Origin of the sequence: Bradyrhizobium sp. 159, from assembly GCF_023073795.1 — a bacterium.
Lineage (GTDB): Bacteria > Pseudomonadota > Alphaproteobacteria > Rhizobiales > Xanthobacteraceae > Bradyrhizobium.
The window spans coordinates 1-18,741 of the sequence record NZ_JADPKE010000068.1 but is presented as its reverse complement, the minus strand read 5'-3'; the positions used below and the strand labels follow the sequence as shown (position 1 = coordinate 18,741).

The following is an 18,741-nucleotide window of genomic DNA, read 5'->3' as shown; positions in this document are numbered from 1 at the left end:
GAAGGATGAAGGCCCCACTGATGGCCTCGCCCTTCGAGACGCGCGCGAACAGCGCGCTCCTCAGGGTGAGGGTCTGACACTCGCTCACAAAATTGCATTCTGCCCGGAAATCGCTATTTTCCGCGGCCCGGAGGCCCTGATGTCCGTTATCGATCTTGCCGCGAACCCGAGCGACCTGCGTGCGCTCGCCGAACAATCCAACGCCTGGCCGTTCGAGCAGGCGAAGGCGATCGTCGCGCGGCTGAAGAAAAGCCCGAAGGACGAGGTGCTGTTCGAGACCGGCTACGGTCCCTCCGGCTTGCCGCATATCGGCACGTTCGGCGAGGTCGCGCGCACCTCGATGGTGCGCCATGCTTTCCGCGTGCTGACTGAGAACAAGATCAAGACGCGCCTGCTCGCCTTCTCCGACGACATGGATGGCCTGCGCAAGGTGCCTGACAACGTGCAGAACCGGGCGCCGCTGGAAGCCAATCTCGGCAAGCCGCTCACGCGCGTCCCCGATCCCTTCGGCACGCATGACAGCTTTGGCGCGCACAACAATGCGCGCCTGCGCGCCTTCCTCGACCATTTCGGTTTCGACTACGAGTTCGCGAGCTCGACCGATTACTACACATCGGGCCGCTTCGATGCGACGCTGCTTAAGATGCTAGCCGCCTACGACAAGATCATGGCGATCATCCTGCCGACGCTCGGGCCCGACCGCCGCGCTACCTATTCGCCGTTCCTGCCGATCAGCAAGACGACAGGCGTCGTGCTGCAAGTGCCGATGATCCGGCGCGATGTCGCGGCCGGCACGGTGACCTATGTCGATCCTGACACCAACCAGGAAGTCGAAACGCCGGTCACCGGCGGCAACGTCAAGTGTCAGTGGAAGGCCGATTGGGCGATGCGCTGGGTCGCGCTCGGCGTCGACTACGAGATGGCCGGCAAGGACCTCATCGACTCCGTGAAGCTGTCCGGCGCGATTGCCAGAGCGCTTGGCGCCACGCCGCCGGAAGGCTTCAACTACGAGCTGTTCCTCGACGAGAAGGGCCAGAAGATCTCGAAGTCGAAGGGCAACGGCCTCACCATCGACGAATGGCTACGCTACGCCTCGCCGGAATCGCTGTCGCTGTTCATGTACCGTGAGCCGAAGGCGGCCAAGCGGCTCTATTTCGACGTCATCCCGCGCAATGTCGACGATTACCAGCAATTCATCGACGGCTTTGCCAGGCAGGATGCCAAGCAGCAGCTCGGCAATCCGGTCTGGCACATTCATAACGGCCATCCGCCGAAAGGCGACATGCCTGTCACCTTCCAGCTCCTCTTGACGCTGGTGTCGTCGTCGAACGCGGAGAATGCCGAGACCTTGTGGGGTTTTATTGGCCGCTACCGTCCCGGCGTGAGCCCGCAGACGCATCCGAAGCTCGATGCCATGGTCGGCTATGCCATCAACTACTACCGCGACTTCGTCGCGCCCACGAAGCAATTTCGCGAGCCGACTGATAGCGAGCGTGCCGCGCTACAGGACCTGCGCGATGCGCTGTCGCAACTGCCGCAGGACGCCTCGGCCGAGGACATTCAGAACGTCGTCTACGAGGTCGGCCGCCGCGAGCCGTTCCTCGATCAGGTCAAGAAGGGCAAGGACGGCCGTCCCGGCGTCACGCTCGACTGGTTCAACATGCTTTACCAGGTGCTGCTCGGTCAGGAGAAGGGCCCGCGCTTCGGCTCCTTCGTCGCGGTCTACGGCATCCAGAACGCGGTCAACATGATCGACGGCGCGCTGGCGCGGAGTGCGTAAGACGTAGTCCCGATTGCTTGTACTTGACCTTGCCGAGGGCCACGGCGAAACGCGCGGCGCGGGTGATGTCATCGCCTGGTTCACCACGCCAGGCGGGGCGCAATCACTGGCTCGCCCAGACGATCCGCGCCATCCAGGCGACATCACTCACCGCGATCGCCCGCTCCGCCTGTGATGCATCGAACGGCTGCAAGTCCAGCGCCTTTGCCGTGCGGCGCTTCAGCGTCGCGACCGCCATCTCGCCCGCTTTGGTCTTCACCACCACGCGATCGCCTTTGCGGATCGGCGTGCCGCGCGAGACCAGGATGACGTCGCCGTCGCGATAGGCTGGTTGGAGCGCATCGCCGGAAATCTCCAGCGCAAAGGCGTGGCCGTTCTCGGCGGTGGGAAGCGCGATTTCGGTCCAGCCCTTGCCGGATGGAAGGCCCGATTCGTCGAAAGCGCCGCTCGCACCGGCGAGTGCGAAGCTGAGCAGCGGCACCGAGTGAGGCTCGCCGGCCTCCTCGTCGATCAGCCTCGCAAAGCTGTCGATCGAAGCGCCGGCCGCCGCCAACGCCTTCGCGATCGATTCCGTCGAGGGCCAACGCTCGCGGCCGTCGGAGGTGACGCGTTTGGACCTGTTGAAGGTGGTGGGATCGAGCCCCGCGCGCTTGGCAAGGCCGGATGGCGAAAGCCCGGCGCGCGCCGCCAGCCGATCCAGCGCGACCCAGATCTGGTCGTGAGTCAGCATCCTCTGCGCTTTGGCCTGTTTGACCATCGAAGCAACTCAGGAAAACTGTCCTCAAATCAAACCGGTTTTCCGTTTTTCGCGCAAGGGGTGGTGGGCAGAAGCTTTTTCAAGCCAAGTGGGCACCGGTTCGCGTCAAGAAAACGCGTCAAAACAAGAGTCTAGAGGCCCGTTCCGATTTCATCGGAACGGAAAGGCTCTAGGTCTTGAGTTCGGAAGGGGCCGCCTTTACGGTCGCGGCCGGGTTTTGAGGACCCGCGAGAGACGAAAAATCCCAAAAGACTCAAAGAGCAAACAGGACTGCGGTAGCGGTGGTCAAGATCTACAAAATCTGTCCGGCCTCGGCTTGGCGCGAGGCGGAACGGCAGGGTGTCTACCGTGGCAGCGCGGACGATGCGCGCGACGGTTTCATCCATTTCTCGACCGCCGCCCAGGTTCCCGAGACCCTGCGCAAGCACTATGTCGGGCAGCGCGCGCTGTTCCTGGTCGAGGTCGACGGCGATGCGCTCGGCAGCGAATTGCGCTGGGAGCGATCGCGCAATGACGAGCTGTTTCCGCACCTTTATGGCGAGCTCGATCTCGGCGCGGTGATCGCTGTGATGAACCTCAACTTGCGTTCCGACGGCGGTCACGATGTTCCGGAGCTTGCCCCGTGATCCGCGCTTTCGACGCGTTTTCGCTGCCGGTGCTGCGCTGGCTCGACCCGGAGGATGCGCATCGGCTCGCGATCCAGGGTCTGCGCTTCTTGCCACCCGTCAAGCCGCGCCTTGATGATCCCAAGCTCGCGGTGCGCGCCTTCGGGCTCAACTTCCCCAATCCGATCGGCATGGCCGCGGGCTTCGACAAAAGCGCCGAGGTGCCGGATGCGTTGCTGCGGCTCGGCTTCGGCTTCGTCGAGATCGGCTCGGTGACGCCGAAGCCGCAAAGCGGCAACCCGCGGCCGCGGCTGTTCCGGCTGGAGCGCGACGAGGCCGTCATCAACCGCATGGGCTTCAACAATGACGGCGCGGACGTCGCCTTGCGCCGGCTCGCGGCGCGCGCAGCGCACGGCGGCATCGTCGGCGTCAATGTCGGCGCCAACAAGGATTCACCCGATCGCGTCGGCGACTACGTCAAGCTGATAGAGACCTTTGCGCCGGTTGCGAGCTATTTCACCGTCAACGTCTCCTCGCCGAACACACCGGGTCTGCGCAATTTGCAGGAAGGCGCACTGCTCGACGATCTTCTCGCACGCGTGATCGACGCGCGCGAACGGGTGCGCCAGAAGGCGGGCGACACGCCGGTGCTGCTCAAGATCGCGCCTGATCTCAGCCTTGCTCAGCTCGACGATGTCGTGCAGGTGGCGCGCTCGCGCCGGGTCGACGGCATGATCGTGTCGAACACGACGATCGCGCGACCGACCACGCTGCGCGAGGAGATGCGCGCCAGGGAGCAGGGCGGTCTGTCCGGACGACCACTATTCCGCCTGTCGACGCGCATGGTCGCGGAGACCTATGTGCGCGTCGAGGGCGCATTTCCCCTGATCGGCGTTGGTGGCGTCGATTCGGGCGGGGCCGCGCTGACCAAGATCCGCGCCGGTGCCAGCTTGATCCAGCTCTATTCGTCGCTGGTCTACAAAGGACTCGGCCTCGTCGACGAGATCAAGCGCGACCTGACCTCGACGCTGCTCCGCACCGGGCGGGATTCGCTCTCCGAGATCGTCGGCGCGGATGCGGCGACGCTCACGGCGGAAGATTGGCCGGGGATGTAAGGTGGACTCCGCGCCGCCTTGGGCGGTGCGGTGCTGATCGGGGCCCACAAGCCACGGGGTCCCGGCTCTGCGCAGCAGCGTTTCACGCTGCAGCGCGTCCGGGACACGAACATCTCGGGTACGATCTTTCTACGGCTTCGAAAACGTCGCCCTGAACTGCGCCGGATAGCGCGCGGCCTGCAAGCCGCCGCGCGAGACGTAGGAGGCCAGCAGGGCGCTCCACAGTCCGGCATTGCCGAACGATTGCAGCGCCCACCAGGTGCCGAGGAAGATCGCGAGCGAGGCCAGCATCAAATTGCGCATCTCGCGCGCCCAGGTCGCGCCGATGTAGATGCCGTCGAAGCCGAAGGCGAAGACGCCGGGTAGGGGCGCGAGTACAACGAACGGCAGGAAGTCGCGCGCGGTACGGCGGACGTCTTCGCTTGCCGTCATGAAATCGATCAGGGCCGGCCCGAACAGCGCAAACAGCACCGCGACGACGATTGCAAAGCCGAGCCCCCACAGCAGCACCAGCCGGGTCGAATCGGCAAATCCCTTGGCATCGCGTGCGCCAAGGCTGCGGCCGCAGAGCTGCTGGGCCGCGTTGGCGAGACCGTCGAGGAAGAAGGCGCTGACCAGCAGGAAGTTGTTGAGCACGGAGTTGGCGGCCAGCATGACGTCGCCGGCCTGTGCGCCCTTGGCGGTGAAGAACAGGAACACGGCGATCAGCGCCGCGGTGCGGATCAGGATGTCCGAATTCACCGCCAGCATCCGCAGGAGCTTCTCGCGGTCGAGCAGCGTAGCGTACGGGACGGCGAAGCCGCCGCCGGCATAATAGCGGCAGACGATCACGCCAAGGGCGAACCCGACGGCTTCCGACAACAGCGCGGCGCTCGCGGCGCCGGCGATGCCGGTGTCGTAGACCAGCACCAGCAGGATCGTCGCCGCCATGTTGACGAGGTTGATGACGACCTGAAGCAACAGAGCCGAATTGGCGCGGGCCTGGCCGATCAGCCAGCCGAGGATGACGTAGTTGGCGAGCGCGAACGGCGACGACCAGATCCGGATCTTGAAGTACGTCTTCGCGGCCTGCGTCACGCCCTCGCTGCCGCCCATGAGGTCGAACAGCATCGCGGCGAGCGGCAGTTGCAGTGCGATCAGCGCGGCGCCGATCAGGCCAGCAACGATGAAACCGCGCGCCAGGATCGCGGTCGGCTCGCGCGTATCACCAGCGCCCAGCGATTGCGCGGTGAAGGCGAGCGTGCTCATGCGCAGGAAGCCGAACAGCCAGAACAGGCAGTCGAAAATCACTGACGCGATCGCGACGCCGCCGAGCAGCGCCGCATCGTCGAGCCGTCCGATCGCTGTGGTCGAGACCACGCCGATCAGCGGCGTAGTGAGGTTCGCGACCATCGCAGGCCCGGCGATGGCGAACACCTGGCGGGAACCGATCCTGGGATGAACGGGCGCGTGCATGTCAGAACACGAGCGCCATGCCGTCTTCGGCGGCGAGATGCTCGATGTCGTCCAGGCGCGACAGCATGTCCTCGCTCATATGGGTGAGGACGAGGCGCTTTGCGCCGATCGCGGGCAGATGCTGTTCCAAGGTCTTCAGGCTGAGATGGTTCTTGACCGCCTTCTCGTACATATAGGCTTCGGCAATGAAAAGATCCGCGCCATGCGCCAGCGGAATGAGCGTCTCCGTCCATTCGGTATCGGCGCTGTAGGCGAGCGTGCGGCCCTCAGCCTCGACGCGATAGGCCAGGAATGGCCCGCCGGATTGGCCGTGCACGACCGGGTAGGGCGTCACTGTCACTGCGTCGAAGCTTTGGCTTTGCTGAGGCGCGAGTTCGACGACGGAGAGCTCGAAACCTTGTTTTGTCTTCGAGGAGTGCTCGAACAGCGCTTCCATCACCTGCGTTAGTCGCATCTCGATGCCTTGCGGGCCCGCAATCGTCAGCGGCCGCGTCCGCCGCGAGAATTGGGCGTCGAGCAGGAAGAATGGCAGCCCGGCGAAATGATCGCCGTGGAAATGTGTGATGAGAATGAGATCGATGTCATTGCGCTCGATCTCCAGCCGTTTCAGGGCCGGCAGAGCCGACGCGCCGCAATCGATCAGGAAATTGGTCTCGCGCCCCGAGATGTGGAAGCAGGTGTTGAGCCTGCCACCGGAGCCGAAGGCGTCACCGCAGCCGACAAAGCGTAGTTGCATCGGCTGCGGGCCCCTAAATCCTTACCTGCCGCGCGGCGCGCCGAACACGCGCGACAGCAGCCAGATCGGAATAACGATGACCGCGCCCAGCAGGAAGTAGCGCCACAGCCAGTTCACGGCATCGAAGCCGAGATCCCACAGCCGCTGGAATAACAGGCGGATGCTGTAGATGATATTCCAGGGATCGAAGCCGATCGCGGCCAGCACGACGCCGACCAGGATCGAGAGCAGGACCAGCCGAAACGCGACCGCCAGCGGCGTGCCGCCGAGAAAGCGGTTCAGGCCATCGCTGCGGCCAGCCGGCAAATCTCTGACGTCGTGGGCCATCGCAAGAAACTCCTCAACGGGGATTCGCCCCGATTATAGGTCACCGCGGGGCACATGGGGAACCCGCAACGGTGCGTCAATCAGCTTACCGCATTTTAATTCGGGCAGCGCCAGGGCCACGATTTGGGCGCGCCGCCCGCCGCGGGCGCGGTGCAAACCTCTCCCGCTTGCGGGAGAGGGAGCGCACCTCTGCCTGGGCGAGAAACGAGCCTCGACTCAGCGCGCTTTCACGCCTCGATCTCCGCCGCCTCCGCCTTCAGCATCCTTTCCAGCGTTTCCAGCCGATCGGCCTCGCGCGGCGGCTTGTCCCAGCGCAAGCGGCTAATGCGGGGAAAACGCATGGCGACGCCGGATTTGTGTCGCGGCGAGCGCTGGAGCCCTTCGAAAGCGACCTCCAGCACCAGCCCCTTGTCCGGCTCGTGCACGACATGGCGGACGGGGCCGAATTTCTCGGTGGTGTTGCGGCGGACGAAGCGGTCGATCTGCAACAGCTCCTCGTCGGTGAAGCCGAAATAGGCTTTCCCGACCGGCACCAACTCGTCGCCGCCATCGCCTGCGGTCCAGACGCCAAACGTGTAGTCGGAATAATAAGACGAGCGCTTGCCATGACCGCGCTGCGCGTACATCAGCACGGCATCGATGATGTGCGGGTCGCGCTTCCACTTCCACCATTGTCCCTTCGGCCGCCCCGGCATATAGGGCGCATCGCGCCGCTTCAGCATCACGCCTTCGACCGCGTCCGCATCTTCGCCCGCACCGGCGCTGGCAGGATCGGCGCGCGCAGCGGTCAGCGCCTCCCAGCTTGCGAACGGGATGGTGGGCGACAGGTCGATGCGGGGATCGTCAAGCTTTGCGATGAAGGTCTCCAGCCGCTCACGCCGTTCCGCGAACGGCAGCTCGCGCAGATCGTTCTCGTCGTCGCCCAGCAAATCGTAGGCGCGCAAGTGGATCGGAAATTCCTTGATCAGCTTCGGCGAGACCACCTTGCGGTTCAGCCGCTGTTGCAGGACGTTGAAACTCTGCACGCGGCCCTCACGCAGGATCAGCAGCTCGCCGTCGATGGCGCCGGGCAAGCGCAGCGCCGGCACGAGGTCGGGAAAGCTTCCCGTGATGTCCTCGCCGGTGCGCGAGTAGAGCCGCGCCGTGATGTGGCCGCGATCATCGCGCCCTGCCACCGCCTGCACGCGGATGCCGTCCCATTTCCATTCGGCGATGTAATCGGCGGGATCGAGTGCGGCGAAATCCATGTCCTCGATCGCATGCGCCAACATCACGGGCCGAAACGGCGCCGGATCGCGATTGACCGGCTTTTCGGCGCGCCCCTCGAGCCACGCGAAGAGGTCGAGATACGGCGGGGCGAGCCCCGGCCAGATCAGCTCGATCTCGTGCGGATCCTTGTCGCCGAGCGCCGCTACCGCGGTCTTGGCAAGACGCGCGGAGATGCCGATGCGAAGCCCACCGGTGACGAGCTTCAGCAGTGCCCAGCGGCCGGTCTCATCGAGCTCGTCAAGCCAGCGTTCGAGTTGCCTTGGCAGCTCGGTCTTGCCGAGCGTTCGCAGTGTGGTGACGACTTCGGTGAGGGATGGGGGTGGCGGGCTGTTGTGGTTGCTTGGGTGAGAGGACACATTGGTATCGCGCCCGCGGTACCCCCCTTCCTGACCCTCCCCCACAAGGGGGGAGGGAACGGTGAGGCTCGTGTGTCCCTCACGCTTGGACTGTTTTGCGATGGTTACCGAAGCATCAGGTGATTGCGCAGTACTCCGCTGCGCTCCCTCCCCCCTCTCGTCCGTCGAAGCTCGAAGAGCGAAGGCGGATGTGGATGTGGGGGAGGGCTGGGGAGAGGGGTAGCCCGGAAAGGATTCGTTATTACCATGCGCCTGCTTTGGCCACATCAGCGCCACCGTCTCCGAGAGATCGCCGACATAATCGTAGCTCAACCCGAACAGCACCGGGTCGGTGCGCGCGGCGATGAGATCGCGGATCAGGGCCGGCTTGGCGTGCTTGAAGCTGAGCGCGCCCGTCAGCGCGGCGAGCGCGTAGCCGCGGTCGGGATCGCCGACCTCGCGGAAATAGCCGGTGATCAGCCGCAGCTTGTTGTTGCGGCCGGGCTCGTAGGCGAGACGGTCCAGAAGCTCGGCGAAGCGGTTCATGCCTCCGCCTCGCCTTCAATTGGCGTCTCGCTCCCCTCCTCGTCGCCATAGCCGACGAGATCAAGCGGCCGCGCCTTCAAGCCCTTGCTTTGGCACCAATGCACCAGCGCGTCTTCCTGGCCGTGGGTGACCCAGATCTCGCCGGCACCTGTCGCACCGATCGTGGCGGTGAGGCCGTCCCAGTCGGCATGGTCGGAGATCACCAGCGGCAGCTCGACGCCGCGCTGCCGCGCTCGGGCGCGCACGCGCATCCACCCGGAGGCGAAGGCGGTAAGAGGATCGGGGAAGCGCCGTGTCCAGAGATCGGATGTTGCCGACGGCGGTGCCAGCGTAATCGTGCCGGCGAGCGCCGCTTTCTTCACGCCTTTCGCGGGCCTGAGCTCGCCGAGTTCGATGCCGCGGCTCTGATAGTAATGCGTGATCGTCTCCATCGCACCATGCAGGTAGATCGGCGCGTCGTAGCCGGCCTGGCGCAAGAGTGCGATCACGCGCTGGGCCTTGCCAAGCGAATAGGCGCCGACGAGATGCGCGCGCTCCGGAAACAGGGCGACGGAGGCGAGCAACTTCTTCACCTCGTCGGCGGCATCGCCATGACGGAATACCGGCAGCCCGAAGGTCGCCTCGGTAATGAAAACGTCGCAGGGCACGAGCTCGAACGGCGTGCAGGTCGGATCGGGTGCGTCCTTGTAATCGCCGGAGGCGACGATGCAGGTGTCTTTGCAGCTCACCGCAATCTGTGCCGAGCCCAAGACGTGTCCGGCCGGGTGAAACTTGACGGTGACGTCGCCGAGCCGGACCTCCTCGCCATAGCGGATCGCTTGCGTCGAGCCTGCAAAATGCTCGCCATAGCGCAGCCGCATCATGTCCAGCGTTTCCTGCGTCGCCAGCACCGCGCCATGGCCGGCGCGGGCATGATCGGAATGGCCGTGGGTGATCACCGCCCGCTCAACCGGGCGCACGGGGTCGATATGGAAGCCGCCGGGCTTGCAGCACAGGCCGGCAGCAACTGGCAGCAGGATGTCTTGCGGGCGCATGGAGACGATATAGGAGGCAGGCGCCCCGAATTCACCTGTCATGCGCGGGCTTGCCGTCTCCGTTAGGCTTCGCCGGCCCGGCGGTGTAAAAAGCCCGCCGAAGCCAATGGGCGGAGGCTTGACCCGCGCATCCATCCACTTAAACAGTCGTTTTTTGATGGATTGCCGGGTCAGCCCGGCAATGACGAGCCGAGTTCCTATGCCGCTGCGCTTGTTCCTGACCTCCGGCGATCTCATGGCCGACCGCCGCTTCGAGTTCGCGCGCGACCTCCAACTCAAGGGCGATCTGCCCGCGGCCGCGGACCTGCTGGAGCAGGCGATCGAGCTCGCGCCGAACTTCACCTCGGCCTGGTTCACGCTCGGCGAAGTCCGTCAGCAGCTCGGAGAGCGCGACAAGGCCATCGCGGCGTTTCGTGAAGCGCTCAGGTCCGATCCCGAGGATCAGCACGGCGCCGGCCTGCATCTGATGCGGCTCGGTGATGCCGAGATGGCGGAGATGCCGAAGGCCTATGTGCAGGCCCTGTTCGATCAATATGCGCCGCGCTTCGAGCACACGCTGATCAACGATCTCGGCTACCGCGCCCCGAGCCTGATCTTCAAGGCGGTGCTGGCCTCACGCGCGGCAGCCAAGAAGCCCGCCTTCTTCAAGCGCACCATCGATCTCGGCTGCGGCACCGGGCTCGCGGCTGCCGCCTTCGCCAAGCAGGTCGATCATTTCGTGGGCATCGATCTGTCGCCCGGCATGATCAAGCAGGCGCGCGCCACCAATCTCTATGCCGAGCTCGAAGTCGCCGACATGATCGAAGGTCTGCGCGACAAGAGTGATGCGAGCGCGAACCTCGTGGTTGCCGCGGATGCCTTCGTCTATCTCTCTGATCTTGCGCCGGTGCTCACCGAGGCCAAGCGCGTGCTCGCAGCCGGCGGCGTGCTGGCCTTCACGCTGGAGACGCATGACGGCAGCGGCATCGTGCTCGGCGAAGGCCTGCGCTACGCCCATTCCGCGGAATATGTGCGCGCCGCCATCGCGAAAGCCGGGCTCAAGCTGCTGACACTGGAGCCGGCCTCGCCGCGCAACGAGAACAACGAGCCGGTGCGCGGCCTCGTCGCCGTTGCCGAGAAAACTTGAGTCTAGGCGCTAATCGCCTGGCAATTTGAGCGTCATTGCGTCGCAAAGCTGCGACTTCCCACTTGCGAGCCGTGCGGCGGTGCCAGCACAATGCGCGCACAGGGAGAAACAAACATGACCAAGAATCCATCGCGGCGCGACTTCAGCGCCGCCGCGCTCGCCACAATTGCCGCATCCACTTTGCCTGCGCCTTATGTCTGGGCCGCGGAGAAGAAATACGATGCGGGGGCCAGCGACACCGAGATCAAGATCGGGCAGACCGTGCCGCATTCCGGCCCCGGCTCGCTCTACGGCGTGCTCGGCCGCATTGGCGAGGCATATTTCCAGATGCTGAACGAGAAGGGCGGCATCAACGGGCGCAAGATCAAGTTCCTCACCATGGACGATGCCTACAGCGCCCCGAAATGCGTCGAGGCGACGCGGCGCCTGGTCGAGCAGGAGGAGGTGCTGGCGCTCTACGGCTCGCTCGGCACCGCACCGCAGACCGCCGTGCACAAATACCTGAACTCCAAGGGCGTGCCGCAGCTCCTGCTCAACACCGGGGCGTCGAAGTGGAATAACCCGAAAGAGTTCAAATGGACCATGGCGGGCCTGCCGCTCTACCCGACCGAGGCGCGCATACTGGCCCGGCACGTCGTCAGCGTGAAGCCGAACGCCAAGATCGGCATCCTCTACCAGAACGACGATTTCGGCCGCGACTTCCTGGGTCCCTTCAAGAAGGTGCTGGCCGATGCCGGCGGCACCGCGCAGGTGATCATGGAGCAGACCTACGATCTCACCGAGCCGACGGTCGATTCCCAGCTCATCAACCTCTCGAAGTCGGGCGCCGATGTCTTCTACAACATCTCCACTGGCAAGGCGTCGTCGCAGTCGATTCGGAAAGTAGCCGAGCTCGGCTGGAAACCGCTGCAGCTGCTGTCGGCCGGCTCGACCGGCCGCTCCATCCTCAGCGCCGCGGGCCTCGAGAACGCCACCGGCATCGTTGCCATCCGCTACAACAAGGAGGTCGGCCTGCCGAAATGGGAGAAGGACCCCGACGTGATGGCGTTCGAGGAGCTGCGCAAGAAATACACACCGGCGATCGATCCCGACAACACCATCGCCTTCGCCGGCTACGGCCAGGCGGTGACCATGGGCGAGATCCTGCGCCGCTGCGGCGACGAGCTCACCCGCGCCAACGTGCTGAAGCAGGCATCAAACCTCAACGGTTTCCACTCGCCCTATTTCCTCGACGGCGTCACCTACAGCTACACGCCCGAGAATTACACGCCAATGAAGACGCTGTTCATCTCGACGTTCACCGGCAAGGACTGGGACATCTCCGACAAGCCGATGTCGGAGTAGGGAAGCTCTTCCTTCTCCCCTTGCGGGAGAAGGTGGCGCGAAGCGCCGGATGAGGGGTTTTTATCCGCGCCTCCAAACGAGAGTTAGATTCGTGGGGAGAGACCCCTCATCCGTCTCGCCGTTGCGCGGCGATCCACCCTCTCCCACAAGGGGACAGGGACAGTGGCGTCGGCTATTCGGCCGCTTCAACCCCTCGACGAACCCGCGCGCACGGCTTACTTCTTATGCCGTGCCGCCCCGCATCCTCAAATCCCCGGCCGAGACGCCTGCGCTGCTGCCGGACCGCTTCAACGCGTGGTTCGCAGCCCGCGGCTGGTCGCCGCGCGCCCATCAATTGGCGCTCTTGGAGAAGGCACGCGAGGACCGCTCGGCGCTGCTGATCGCGCCGACCGGCGCCGGCAAGACGCTGGCGGGATTTCTGCCGACGCTGGTGGAGCTGTCTTCTGATGCAGCTCGGCGGGAGGCTAGCGCGAAGAAGAGCCTCGTCTCCACCGGACGCAGCCTGCAGCGCAGCGGCGGTCTCCACACGCTCTACATCTCGCCGCTGAAAGCGCTCGCCGTCGACATCGCGCGCAATCTGGAGCGGCCGATCGCCGAGATGGCGCTGCCGATCAAGGTCGAGACTCGCACCGGCGACACGCCGGTGTCGCGCCGGCAGCGGCAGCGGCGCTACCCGCCGGACGTTCTGCTGACCACGCCCGAGCAGCTTGCGCTGTTGCTGTCCTCCGACGACGCGCCATTCCTGTTCTCCTCCTTGAAGCGCATCGTGCTCGACGAGCTGCATGCGCTGGTGACGTCGAAGCGTGGCGATTTGCTCTCACTCGGGCTGGCGCGGCTATGGCGGCTGGCGCCGCAGCTGCGTGCGATCGGCCTGTCGGCGACCGTCGCCGAGCCGGAGCAGCTCGCGCGCTTCCTGGTGCCGCAGCCCGAAGGCAGGGAAGCTGCGGCCGACATCGTCATCGCCGGTGGCGCCGCGCCGCCTTTGGTCGAGATGCTGGATACGCGCGAGCGATTGCCCTGGGCCGGTCACAGCGCGCGCCACGCGCTCCCTGAGATCTACGAGCTGATCAAGGCGAACAAGACCACGCTGGTATTCGTCAACACCCGCAGCCAGGCCGAGATGCTGTTCCAGAATCTCTGGAGCATGAACGATGACGGCCTCGCCATCGCCCTGCATCACGGCTCGCTGGACGTCGCCCAGCGCCGCAAGGTCGAGGACGCGATGTCGACGGGCAGGCTGCGTGGCGTGGTCTGCACCTCCTCGCTCGACCTCGGCGTCGACTGGGGCGACGTCGATCTCGTCGTCAATATCGGCGCACCCAAGGGATCCTCGCGCCTGATGCAGCGCATCGGCCGCGCCAACCACCGCCTCGACGAAGCCTCGCGCGCGGTGCTGGTGCCCGCCAACCGCTTCGAGGTGCTGGAGTGCCGCGTCGCCATCGATGCCATCGCGGAGAATGCGCAGGACACGCCGCCGCTGCGCACGGGCGCGCTCGATGTGCTCGCCCAGCACGTGCTCGGCTGCGCCTGCGGCGAGCCGTTCCTCTCGCACGAGCTCTACGGCGAGGTTCGCACCGCCGCGCCCTACGCAAACCTGTCGCGGCAGGATTTCGACGACGTGGTCGATTTCGTCGCCTCCGGCGGCTATGCGCTGAAGACCTATGAGCGCTTCGCCCGTATCAAGCAGGACAAGGAAGGACGCTGGCGCGTCGCCAACCCAAAAGTGCGGCAGAGCTACCGCATGAATGTCGGCACTATCGTCGAGGACGACATGCTGAAGGTGCGGCTAGTGCGCTCGCGCGGCGGTGAAGGAAAAGCAGGCGGCTCGACCGGGGTGATCGCGCGCGGCGGCAGGCTGCTTGGCGAGATCGAGGAAGCCTTCATCGAGGGCTTGAGCCCCGGCGACACTTTCGTGTTCAGCGGCGAGGTGGTCCGCTACGAGACCCTGGTCGAGGACCAGGTCTATGTCTCGCGCGCGCATGACAAGGATCCGAAGGTGCCGTCCTATATGGGCGGCAAATTCCCGCTCTCGACCTATCTCGCCGAGCGCGTGCGCCGGCTGCTCGATGATGGGCGCGCATGGGGTGGCTTGCCCGAGCAGGTGCGCGATTGGCTGTCGCTGCAAAAGGATGTCTCCCGCGTGCCCGCGGTGCGCGAGCTCCTGGTCGAGAGCTTTCCACGCGCCAACAAGCATTATCTCGTCTGTTATCCGTTCGAGGGCCGTCTCGCGCACCAGACCCTCGGCATGCTGCTGACGCGTCGTCTCGAACGCGCCCGCGCCCGGCCGCTCGGCTTCGTTGCCAACGAATATGCGATCGCGGTCTGGGCGCTTGGCGATATGTCGTTCATGATCCGGGACGGCCGGATCGATCTCGATGCCCTGTTCGACCCCGACATGCTCGGCGACGATCTCGAAGCCTGGCTCGCCGAATCGGCGCTCATGAAGCGCACCTTCCGCAATTGCGCGATCATCTCCGGCCTGATCGCGCGACGCCATACCGGCGAAGAGAAAAGCCGGCGCCAGGTGCTGTTCTCCACCGATCTGGTCTACGACGTGCTGCGCAAGCACCAGGCCGATCACGTGCTCTTGCGCGCCGCCCGCGCCGATGCCGCCACCGGCCTGCTCGACCTGCGCCGTCTCAGCGACATGCTGATGCGTATTCAGGGCCGGATCACGCTTCGGGAACTCGACCGCGTTTCCCCGCTCGCCGTCCCCGTGATGCTGGAAATCGGCCGCGAGTCAGTTTATGGCGAAGCTGGCGACGAGCTGTTGGCGGAAGCCGCCGACGAGCTGGTCAAAGAGGCCATGGGATAAGAGCAGGTTCGGACGTGACGGCAGGCGCGCAGGTTTCAGGAGATGTCGAGGACATGCGCGTTTCGAAGGTTACCATCAGCGGTGTGACGTTCGCGGCCGACCTCGCCGGTGCATTGTTCTGGGAAGAGCAGCGCCTGCTCGTCGTCTCCGACCTGCATCTGGAAAAAGCCTCCAGCTTCGCCACCCGCGGCGTGCTGCTGCCGCCCTACGACACGCTGGCGACGCTAAGCCGCCTTGCTGCTGTCATCTCCCGCCATGATCCACGCATCGTCATCGCGCTCGGCGACAGCTTTCACGACCGCACCGCGCATGAGCGTTTGTCGGCGGAAGATCGCGACGCTGTCGCCGCACTCCAGACCGGCCGCGACTGGATCTGGATCTCGGGCAATCACGATCCCATGCTGCCGCGTGATCTCGGCGGCACCGCCGCCGACGAAGTCTTGGTTGGCCCGATCGCCTTCCGCCACGAGCCGACCGGCGCAAGCGGCGAGATTGCCGGCCATCTGCATCCGAAGGCCCGCGTTTCCACGCGCGGCCGCTCGATGGAGCGCCGCTGCTTTGCCAGTGACGGGATGCGGGCCGTGATGCCGGCCTTCGGCGCCTATACTGGCGGCCTCAGCATCCGCGATGCCGCCTTCGCAAAGGTCTTTCCGACCAACGGCTTTGTCGCCCATCTGCTCGGCGACCGCCGCGTCCACGCGATCGCCGCGTCGCGGTGTTATTAGGCCGCCTTCGCCTGCACATCATCGCAGAACTCGGCGAGCCGATCGGCCAGCCGCAGCGTTGCGGGGCTGGCGCCGGGCGCGGCCATCAATGCCACCTCCGTGCGGTTGATCGGCGCAAAGCCATCCTTGGCGGTCAGCACGCGGTGGTCGGACTGGATGGCCATCTCCGACAGGATGCTCAGCCCCATGCCGGCGGCGACCGCGGCCTGGATGCCGGCGAGACTGGATGACGTGTAGGCGGTGTGCCAGGCGCGGCCCGCGCTTTCCAGCGCGTGAATGGCGCCGGCGCGATAGATGCAGCCGAGCGGAAACCCGATCAGCGGCACCGAGGGCACGTTGACGTCGACCGGATGGCTCTTGCTGGTGACCCAGTGCACCCGCTCGGGCCACACCGCGATGGCGTCCTTCGCGCCGGCCTCGCGCTTGTACAGCGCAAGATCGAGTTCGCCGCGTTCGAGATCACGGGCCAGATGCTTGCTCTGGTCGGCGCGGACGTCGAGCCGCAGGCGCGGATGCGAGCGCGAGAACGCACCGAGCAGTTTCGCCAGTCGGTATGCCGCGAAATCCTCGGGAATGCCGAGCCGGATCGCGCCTTCGCCCTCGGGCTGGCGCAGCACGTCGCGCGCCTCCTCGGCCAGCGAGAGCAGCCGCCGCGCATAGGACAGCAGCCGCTCGCCGGCCTCTGTGGGGCGGACATCTTTGCCGTCGCGGTGCAGCAGCGCCTGGCCGACGTCCTCCTCCAGCCGCTTGATCTGCTGGCTCACGGTCGACTGCGTGCGGTGAACGCGCTCGCCGGCGCGGGTGAAGCCGCCGGCCTCGATCACCGAGACGAAGCTGCGCAGCAGCTCGAGATCGAGCATCGCCGCCTCCATTCGAAAATCCACTGAATGGAAGTTAATCATTTAATTTCCAAATGGCAAGCTGCCTTCCTAGATCGAGGGCTCAGGAGAATGTCATGTCGCTCGCCCCATCGATCGCCGTCCCCCGCAGCCGTTTCAATCCGCTGCCGCTCTATATCGGCCTGTTCTGCCTGCTCTGGAGCTACGCCTTCATCGCCGGCAAGATCGGCGTCACCTATTGCCCGCCACTGATCCTGCTCGCCGCGCGCTTCTCGCTGGCCGGCGTTCTGATCCTGGGCGCGACCTGGATTCGAGGCGACGGCTGGTCCCTGTCCTGGCGCGACGCCGCGATCTTCGCCGTGCTCGGCATCGCCAACAACGCCCTCTATCTCGGGCTCGGCTATACCGGCCTGCAATCGGTCTCCGCGGGCCTCGGCGGGCTGATCGTCTCGGCCAATCCGGTGTTCACGGCTGCGCTTGCGGCGCTGCTGCTCGGCGAAGGCACGACCTGGCGCAAGGCGGCGGGCCTGCTGCTCGGCGTCATCGGTGTCACCTTCATCGTGTGGCACCGTTTGTCGGTCGGCACCGACAGCCTGCACGGCATCCTGTTCACGCTGGCCTCACTGGCCTCGATCGTAGCCGGCACCATCCTGTTCAAGCTGCTGGCGCCGAAGGGCTCGTTGTGGATCGGCAACGGCATCCAGAATCTCGCCGCCGGCATCGTGCTGGCGCCGGTCGCGCTCACCTTCGCCGACGTTCACGCGATCGTGGTCACCCCGAGCCTGATCGGCGCCTTTGCCTTCCTCGTGCTCGGCGGCTCGATCCTCGCCTACCTGCTCTGGTTTCATCTCCTGAAAGTGTGTGGCGCCACCGCCGCCAGCGCCTATCATTTCCTGATGCCGCCACTGGGCATGCTGTTCGCGTTTCTCGTGCTCGGCGAGCATGTCGAGGCCCGCGATTTGCTCGGGATCATTCCAGTCGCGCTCGGTATCTATCTGGTGACGCGTCCGGCAAAGCTCGTCTCGTAACAGGAGTTCATCATGCCCGTTTCCATCACCCTGATCGGCGGCCCCACTGCGCTGATCGAGATCGACGGCTTTCGCCTGCTCACCGACCCCACCTTCGACGCGCCCGGTGCCTATCAACTGCCGCATGTGAAGCTGGAGAAGACGATCGGACCTGCCGTCAGGCCTGACGCAATCGGTCCGATCGACGCCGTGTTGCTGAGCCACGATCAGCACTCCGACAATCTCGACAATTCCGGCCGGGAGCTTCTCGGCAAGGTCAAGCGCGTGCTGACGACCGAAGCCGGCGCAAAGCGCCTCGGCGGCCATGTCGAGGGCCTTGCGCCCTGGAGCGCCGCGCATCTCAGGGACGGCGACGGCAATGCGCTGACCATCACCGCGACGCCCGCGCGCCATGGCCCGGCCGGCATCGAGCCCTTGTCCGGCGACGTCATCGGCTTCGTGGTGTCGTCGAGCCGGAAGGACACGCGGCCGGTCTATATCAGCGGCGACACCACCTGGTTCGACGGCGTCGCCGAAGTCGCGCGCCGCTTCAAATGCGGTGTGGTGCTGCCCTTCGCAGGCGCGGCGCAAACGCGCGGGCCGTTCCATCTCACCATGGACACCAACGACACCATCGAGACCGCGCGTGCCTTTCCCGATGCGACGATCGTGCCGCTGCACACCGAAGGCTGGGCTCATTTCCGCCAGAGCAGCGAGGATCTGCGCAAGACCTTCGACGTGCTCGGCTTCGGGACGCGCTTGCGCCTGCTGGAGCCAGGCGTGCCGACGGTGATCGAGGCGCCGTGATGTCGCCACGTCGTCATTGCTGTGCATGTTCACTAATTCGCTGATTGGATCGCTCCAGCGGAGGACGATCCGATGCGCGACAACAGCTATGACCGGACGATTGAGCGCAACTATCTGCA

Annotated in this window: 16 protein-coding genes; 9 read left to right on the top strand and 7 right to left on the bottom strand. The window is 65.4% G+C overall.

The window, feature by feature from the left end; genetic code table 11:
• Window positions 1-139 precede the first annotated feature (139 nt).
• Window positions 140-1,780 (top strand): lysine--tRNA ligase, encoded by a 1,641-nt coding sequence (locus IVA96_RS18855; protein ID WP_247418608.1) that lies wholly within the window; start codon window positions 140-142, stop codon window positions 1,778-1,780.
• A gap of 103 nt (window positions 1,781-1,883) precedes the next feature.
• Here the strand turns inward: IVA96_RS18855 and IVA96_RS18850 are convergent, their stop codons facing one another.
• Window positions 1,884-2,537 carry a helix-turn-helix transcriptional regulator gene (locus IVA96_RS18850; protein ID WP_247418606.1) on the bottom strand — a complete coding sequence of 218 codons (654 nt, stop codon included), beginning with the start codon at window positions 2,535-2,537 and terminating at the stop codon, window positions 1,884-1,886.
• A 281-nt stretch (window positions 2,538-2,818) separates the two neighbouring features.
• Here IVA96_RS18850 and IVA96_RS18845 point away from each other — a divergent pair, with 281 nt between their 5' ends.
• Together IVA96_RS18845 and IVA96_RS18840 are read left to right on the top strand one after the other, a co-directional pair.
• Window positions 2,819-3,163 (top strand): DUF952 domain-containing protein, encoded by a 345-nt coding sequence (locus tag IVA96_RS18845; protein WP_247418604.1) that lies wholly within the window; start codon window positions 2,819-2,821, stop codon window positions 3,161-3,163.
• Window positions 3,160-4,257, top strand: coding sequence for a quinone-dependent dihydroorotate dehydrogenase (locus tag IVA96_RS18840; protein WP_247281792.1), 1,098 nt, complete (start codon window positions 3,160-3,162; stop codon window positions 4,255-4,257). Before IVA96_RS18845 ends, IVA96_RS18840 begins: the two co-directional genes overlap by 4 nt.
• A 129-nt stretch (window positions 4,258-4,386) precedes the next feature.
• Here IVA96_RS18840 and IVA96_RS18835 read toward each other — a convergent pair whose 3' ends face one another.
• The 5 genes from IVA96_RS18835 to IVA96_RS18815 form a co-directional block, all read right to left on the bottom strand.
• Window positions 4,387-5,712 carry an MATE family efflux transporter gene (locus IVA96_RS18835; RefSeq protein ID WP_247281791.1) on the bottom strand — a complete coding sequence of 442 codons (1,326 nt, stop codon included), beginning with the start codon at window positions 5,710-5,712 and terminating at the stop codon, window positions 4,387-4,389.
• Between the two features lies 1 nt (window position 5,713).
• Window positions 5,714-6,448, bottom strand: coding sequence for an MBL fold metallo-hydrolase (locus tag IVA96_RS18830; protein WP_247281790.1), 735 nt, complete (start codon window positions 6,446-6,448; stop codon window positions 5,714-5,716).
• A 21-nt stretch (window positions 6,449-6,469) separates the two neighbouring features.
• Complete coding sequence (locus IVA96_RS18825; protein ID WP_247281789.1) at window positions 6,470-6,775, bottom strand: DUF6460 domain-containing protein; 306 nt, start codon at window positions 6,773-6,775, stop codon at window positions 6,470-6,472.
• A gap of 227 nt (window positions 6,776-7,002) precedes the next feature.
• Window positions 7,003-8,925 carry a cisplatin damage response ATP-dependent DNA ligase gene (locus IVA96_RS18820; RefSeq protein WP_247418603.1) on the bottom strand — a complete coding sequence of 641 codons (1,923 nt, stop codon included), beginning with the start codon at window positions 8,923-8,925 and terminating at the stop codon, window positions 7,003-7,005.
• Window positions 8,922-9,959: a ligase-associated DNA damage response exonuclease gene (locus IVA96_RS18815; RefSeq protein WP_247418708.1), complete on the bottom strand. Its 1,038-nt coding sequence runs from the start codon at window positions 9,957-9,959 to the stop codon at window positions 8,922-8,924. The genes IVA96_RS18820 and IVA96_RS18815 overlap by 4 nt, the downstream gene beginning before the upstream one ends.
• A gap of 199 nt (window positions 9,960-10,158) precedes the next feature.
• Here IVA96_RS18815 and IVA96_RS18810 point away from each other — a divergent pair, with 199 nt between their 5' ends.
• The 4 genes from IVA96_RS18810 to pdeM all read left to right on the top strand — a co-directional run bounded on the left by IVA96_RS18810 (window position 10,159) and on the right by pdeM (window position 15,969).
• Window positions 10,159-11,085 carry a methyltransferase domain-containing protein gene (locus IVA96_RS18810; RefSeq protein ID WP_247418602.1) on the top strand — a complete coding sequence of 309 codons (927 nt, stop codon included), beginning with the start codon at window positions 10,159-10,161 and terminating at the stop codon, window positions 11,083-11,085.
• 114 nt (window positions 11,086-11,199) lie between these two features.
• Window positions 11,200-12,429, top strand: coding sequence for an ABC transporter substrate-binding protein (locus IVA96_RS18805; protein ID WP_247281786.1), 1,230 nt, complete (start codon window positions 11,200-11,202; stop codon window positions 12,427-12,429).
• A gap of 229 nt (window positions 12,430-12,658) precedes the next feature.
• Window positions 12,659-15,244 (top strand): ligase-associated DNA damage response DEXH box helicase, encoded by a 2,586-nt coding sequence (locus IVA96_RS18800; protein ID WP_247281785.1) that lies wholly within the window; start codon window positions 12,659-12,661, stop codon window positions 15,242-15,244.
• Between the two features lie 53 nt (window positions 15,245-15,297).
• A complete protein-coding gene (pdeM, locus tag IVA96_RS18795; RefSeq protein ID WP_247281784.1) occupies window positions 15,298-15,969 on the top strand; it encodes a ligase-associated DNA damage response endonuclease PdeM in 672 nt (223 codons plus the stop codon).
• On the opposite strand, the gene IVA96_RS18790 is transcribed toward pdeM, so the two are convergent.
• Window positions 15,966-16,829 carry a LysR substrate-binding domain-containing protein gene (locus tag IVA96_RS18790; RefSeq protein ID WP_247281783.1) on the bottom strand — a complete coding sequence of 288 codons (864 nt, stop codon included), beginning with the start codon at window positions 16,827-16,829 and terminating at the stop codon, window positions 15,966-15,968. The genes pdeM and IVA96_RS18790 overlap by 4 nt on opposite strands.
• Window positions 16,830-16,924: 95 nt before the next feature.
• On the opposite strand from IVA96_RS18790, the gene IVA96_RS18785 reads away from it, so the two are divergent.
• Together IVA96_RS18785 and IVA96_RS18780 are read left to right on the top strand one after the other, a co-directional pair.
• Entirely contained in the window at window positions 16,925-17,836 is a 912-nt protein-coding gene (locus IVA96_RS18785) for a DMT family transporter (RefSeq protein WP_247281782.1), read from the top strand.
• Window positions 17,837-17,848: 12 nt separating this feature from the next.
• Window positions 17,849-18,622 (top strand): MBL fold metallo-hydrolase, encoded by a 774-nt coding sequence (locus IVA96_RS18780; RefSeq protein WP_247281781.1) that lies wholly within the window; start codon window positions 17,849-17,851, stop codon window positions 18,620-18,622.
• Window positions 18,623-18,741: the final 119 nt, after the last annotated feature.

Excerpts from the sequence above, each read along its gene's own strand:
- IVA96_RS18855 (WP_247418608.1), top strand. The coding sequence starts at position 140 with ATGTCCGTTATCGATCTTGCCGCGAACCCGAGCGACCTGCGTGCGCTC.
- IVA96_RS18850 (WP_247418606.1), bottom strand. The coding sequence starts at position 2,537 with ATGGTCAAACAGGCCAAAGCGCAGAGGATGCTGACTCACGACCAGATC.
- IVA96_RS18835 (WP_247281791.1), bottom strand. The coding sequence starts at position 5,712 with ATGCACGCGCCCGTTCATCCCAGGATCGGTTCCCGCCAGGTGTTCGCC.
- IVA96_RS18830 (WP_247281790.1), bottom strand. The coding sequence starts at position 6,448 with ATGCAACTACGCTTTGTCGGCTGCGGTGACGCCTTCGGCTCCGGTGGC.
- IVA96_RS18825 (WP_247281789.1), bottom strand. The coding sequence starts at position 6,775 with ATGGCCCACGACGTCAGAGATTTGCCGGCTGGCCGCAGCGATGGCCTG.
- IVA96_RS18820 (WP_247418603.1), bottom strand. The coding sequence starts at position 8,925 with ATGAACCGCTTCGCCGAGCTTCTGGACCGTCTCGCCTACGAGCCCGGC.
- IVA96_RS18815 (WP_247418708.1), bottom strand. The coding sequence starts at position 9,959 with ATGCGCCCGCAAGACATCCTGCTGCCAGTTGCTGCCGGCCTGTGCTGC.
- IVA96_RS18810 (WP_247418602.1), top strand. The coding sequence starts at position 10,159 with ATGCCGCTGCGCTTGTTCCTGACCTCCGGCGATCTCATGGCCGACCGC.
- IVA96_RS18805 (WP_247281786.1), top strand. The coding sequence starts at position 11,200 with ATGACCAAGAATCCATCGCGGCGCGACTTCAGCGCCGCCGCGCTCGCC.
- pdeM (WP_247281784.1), top strand. The coding sequence starts at position 15,298 with ATGCGCGTTTCGAAGGTTACCATCAGCGGTGTGACGTTCGCGGCCGAC.
- IVA96_RS18790 (WP_247281783.1), bottom strand. The coding sequence starts at position 16,829 with ATGCTCGATCTCGAGCTGCTGCGCAGCTTCGTCTCGGTGATCGAGGCC.
- IVA96_RS18785 (WP_247281782.1), top strand. The coding sequence starts at position 16,925 with ATGTCGCTCGCCCCATCGATCGCCGTCCCCCGCAGCCGTTTCAATCCG.
- IVA96_RS18780 (WP_247281781.1), top strand. The coding sequence starts at position 17,849 with ATGCCCGTTTCCATCACCCTGATCGGCGGCCCCACTGCGCTGATCGAG.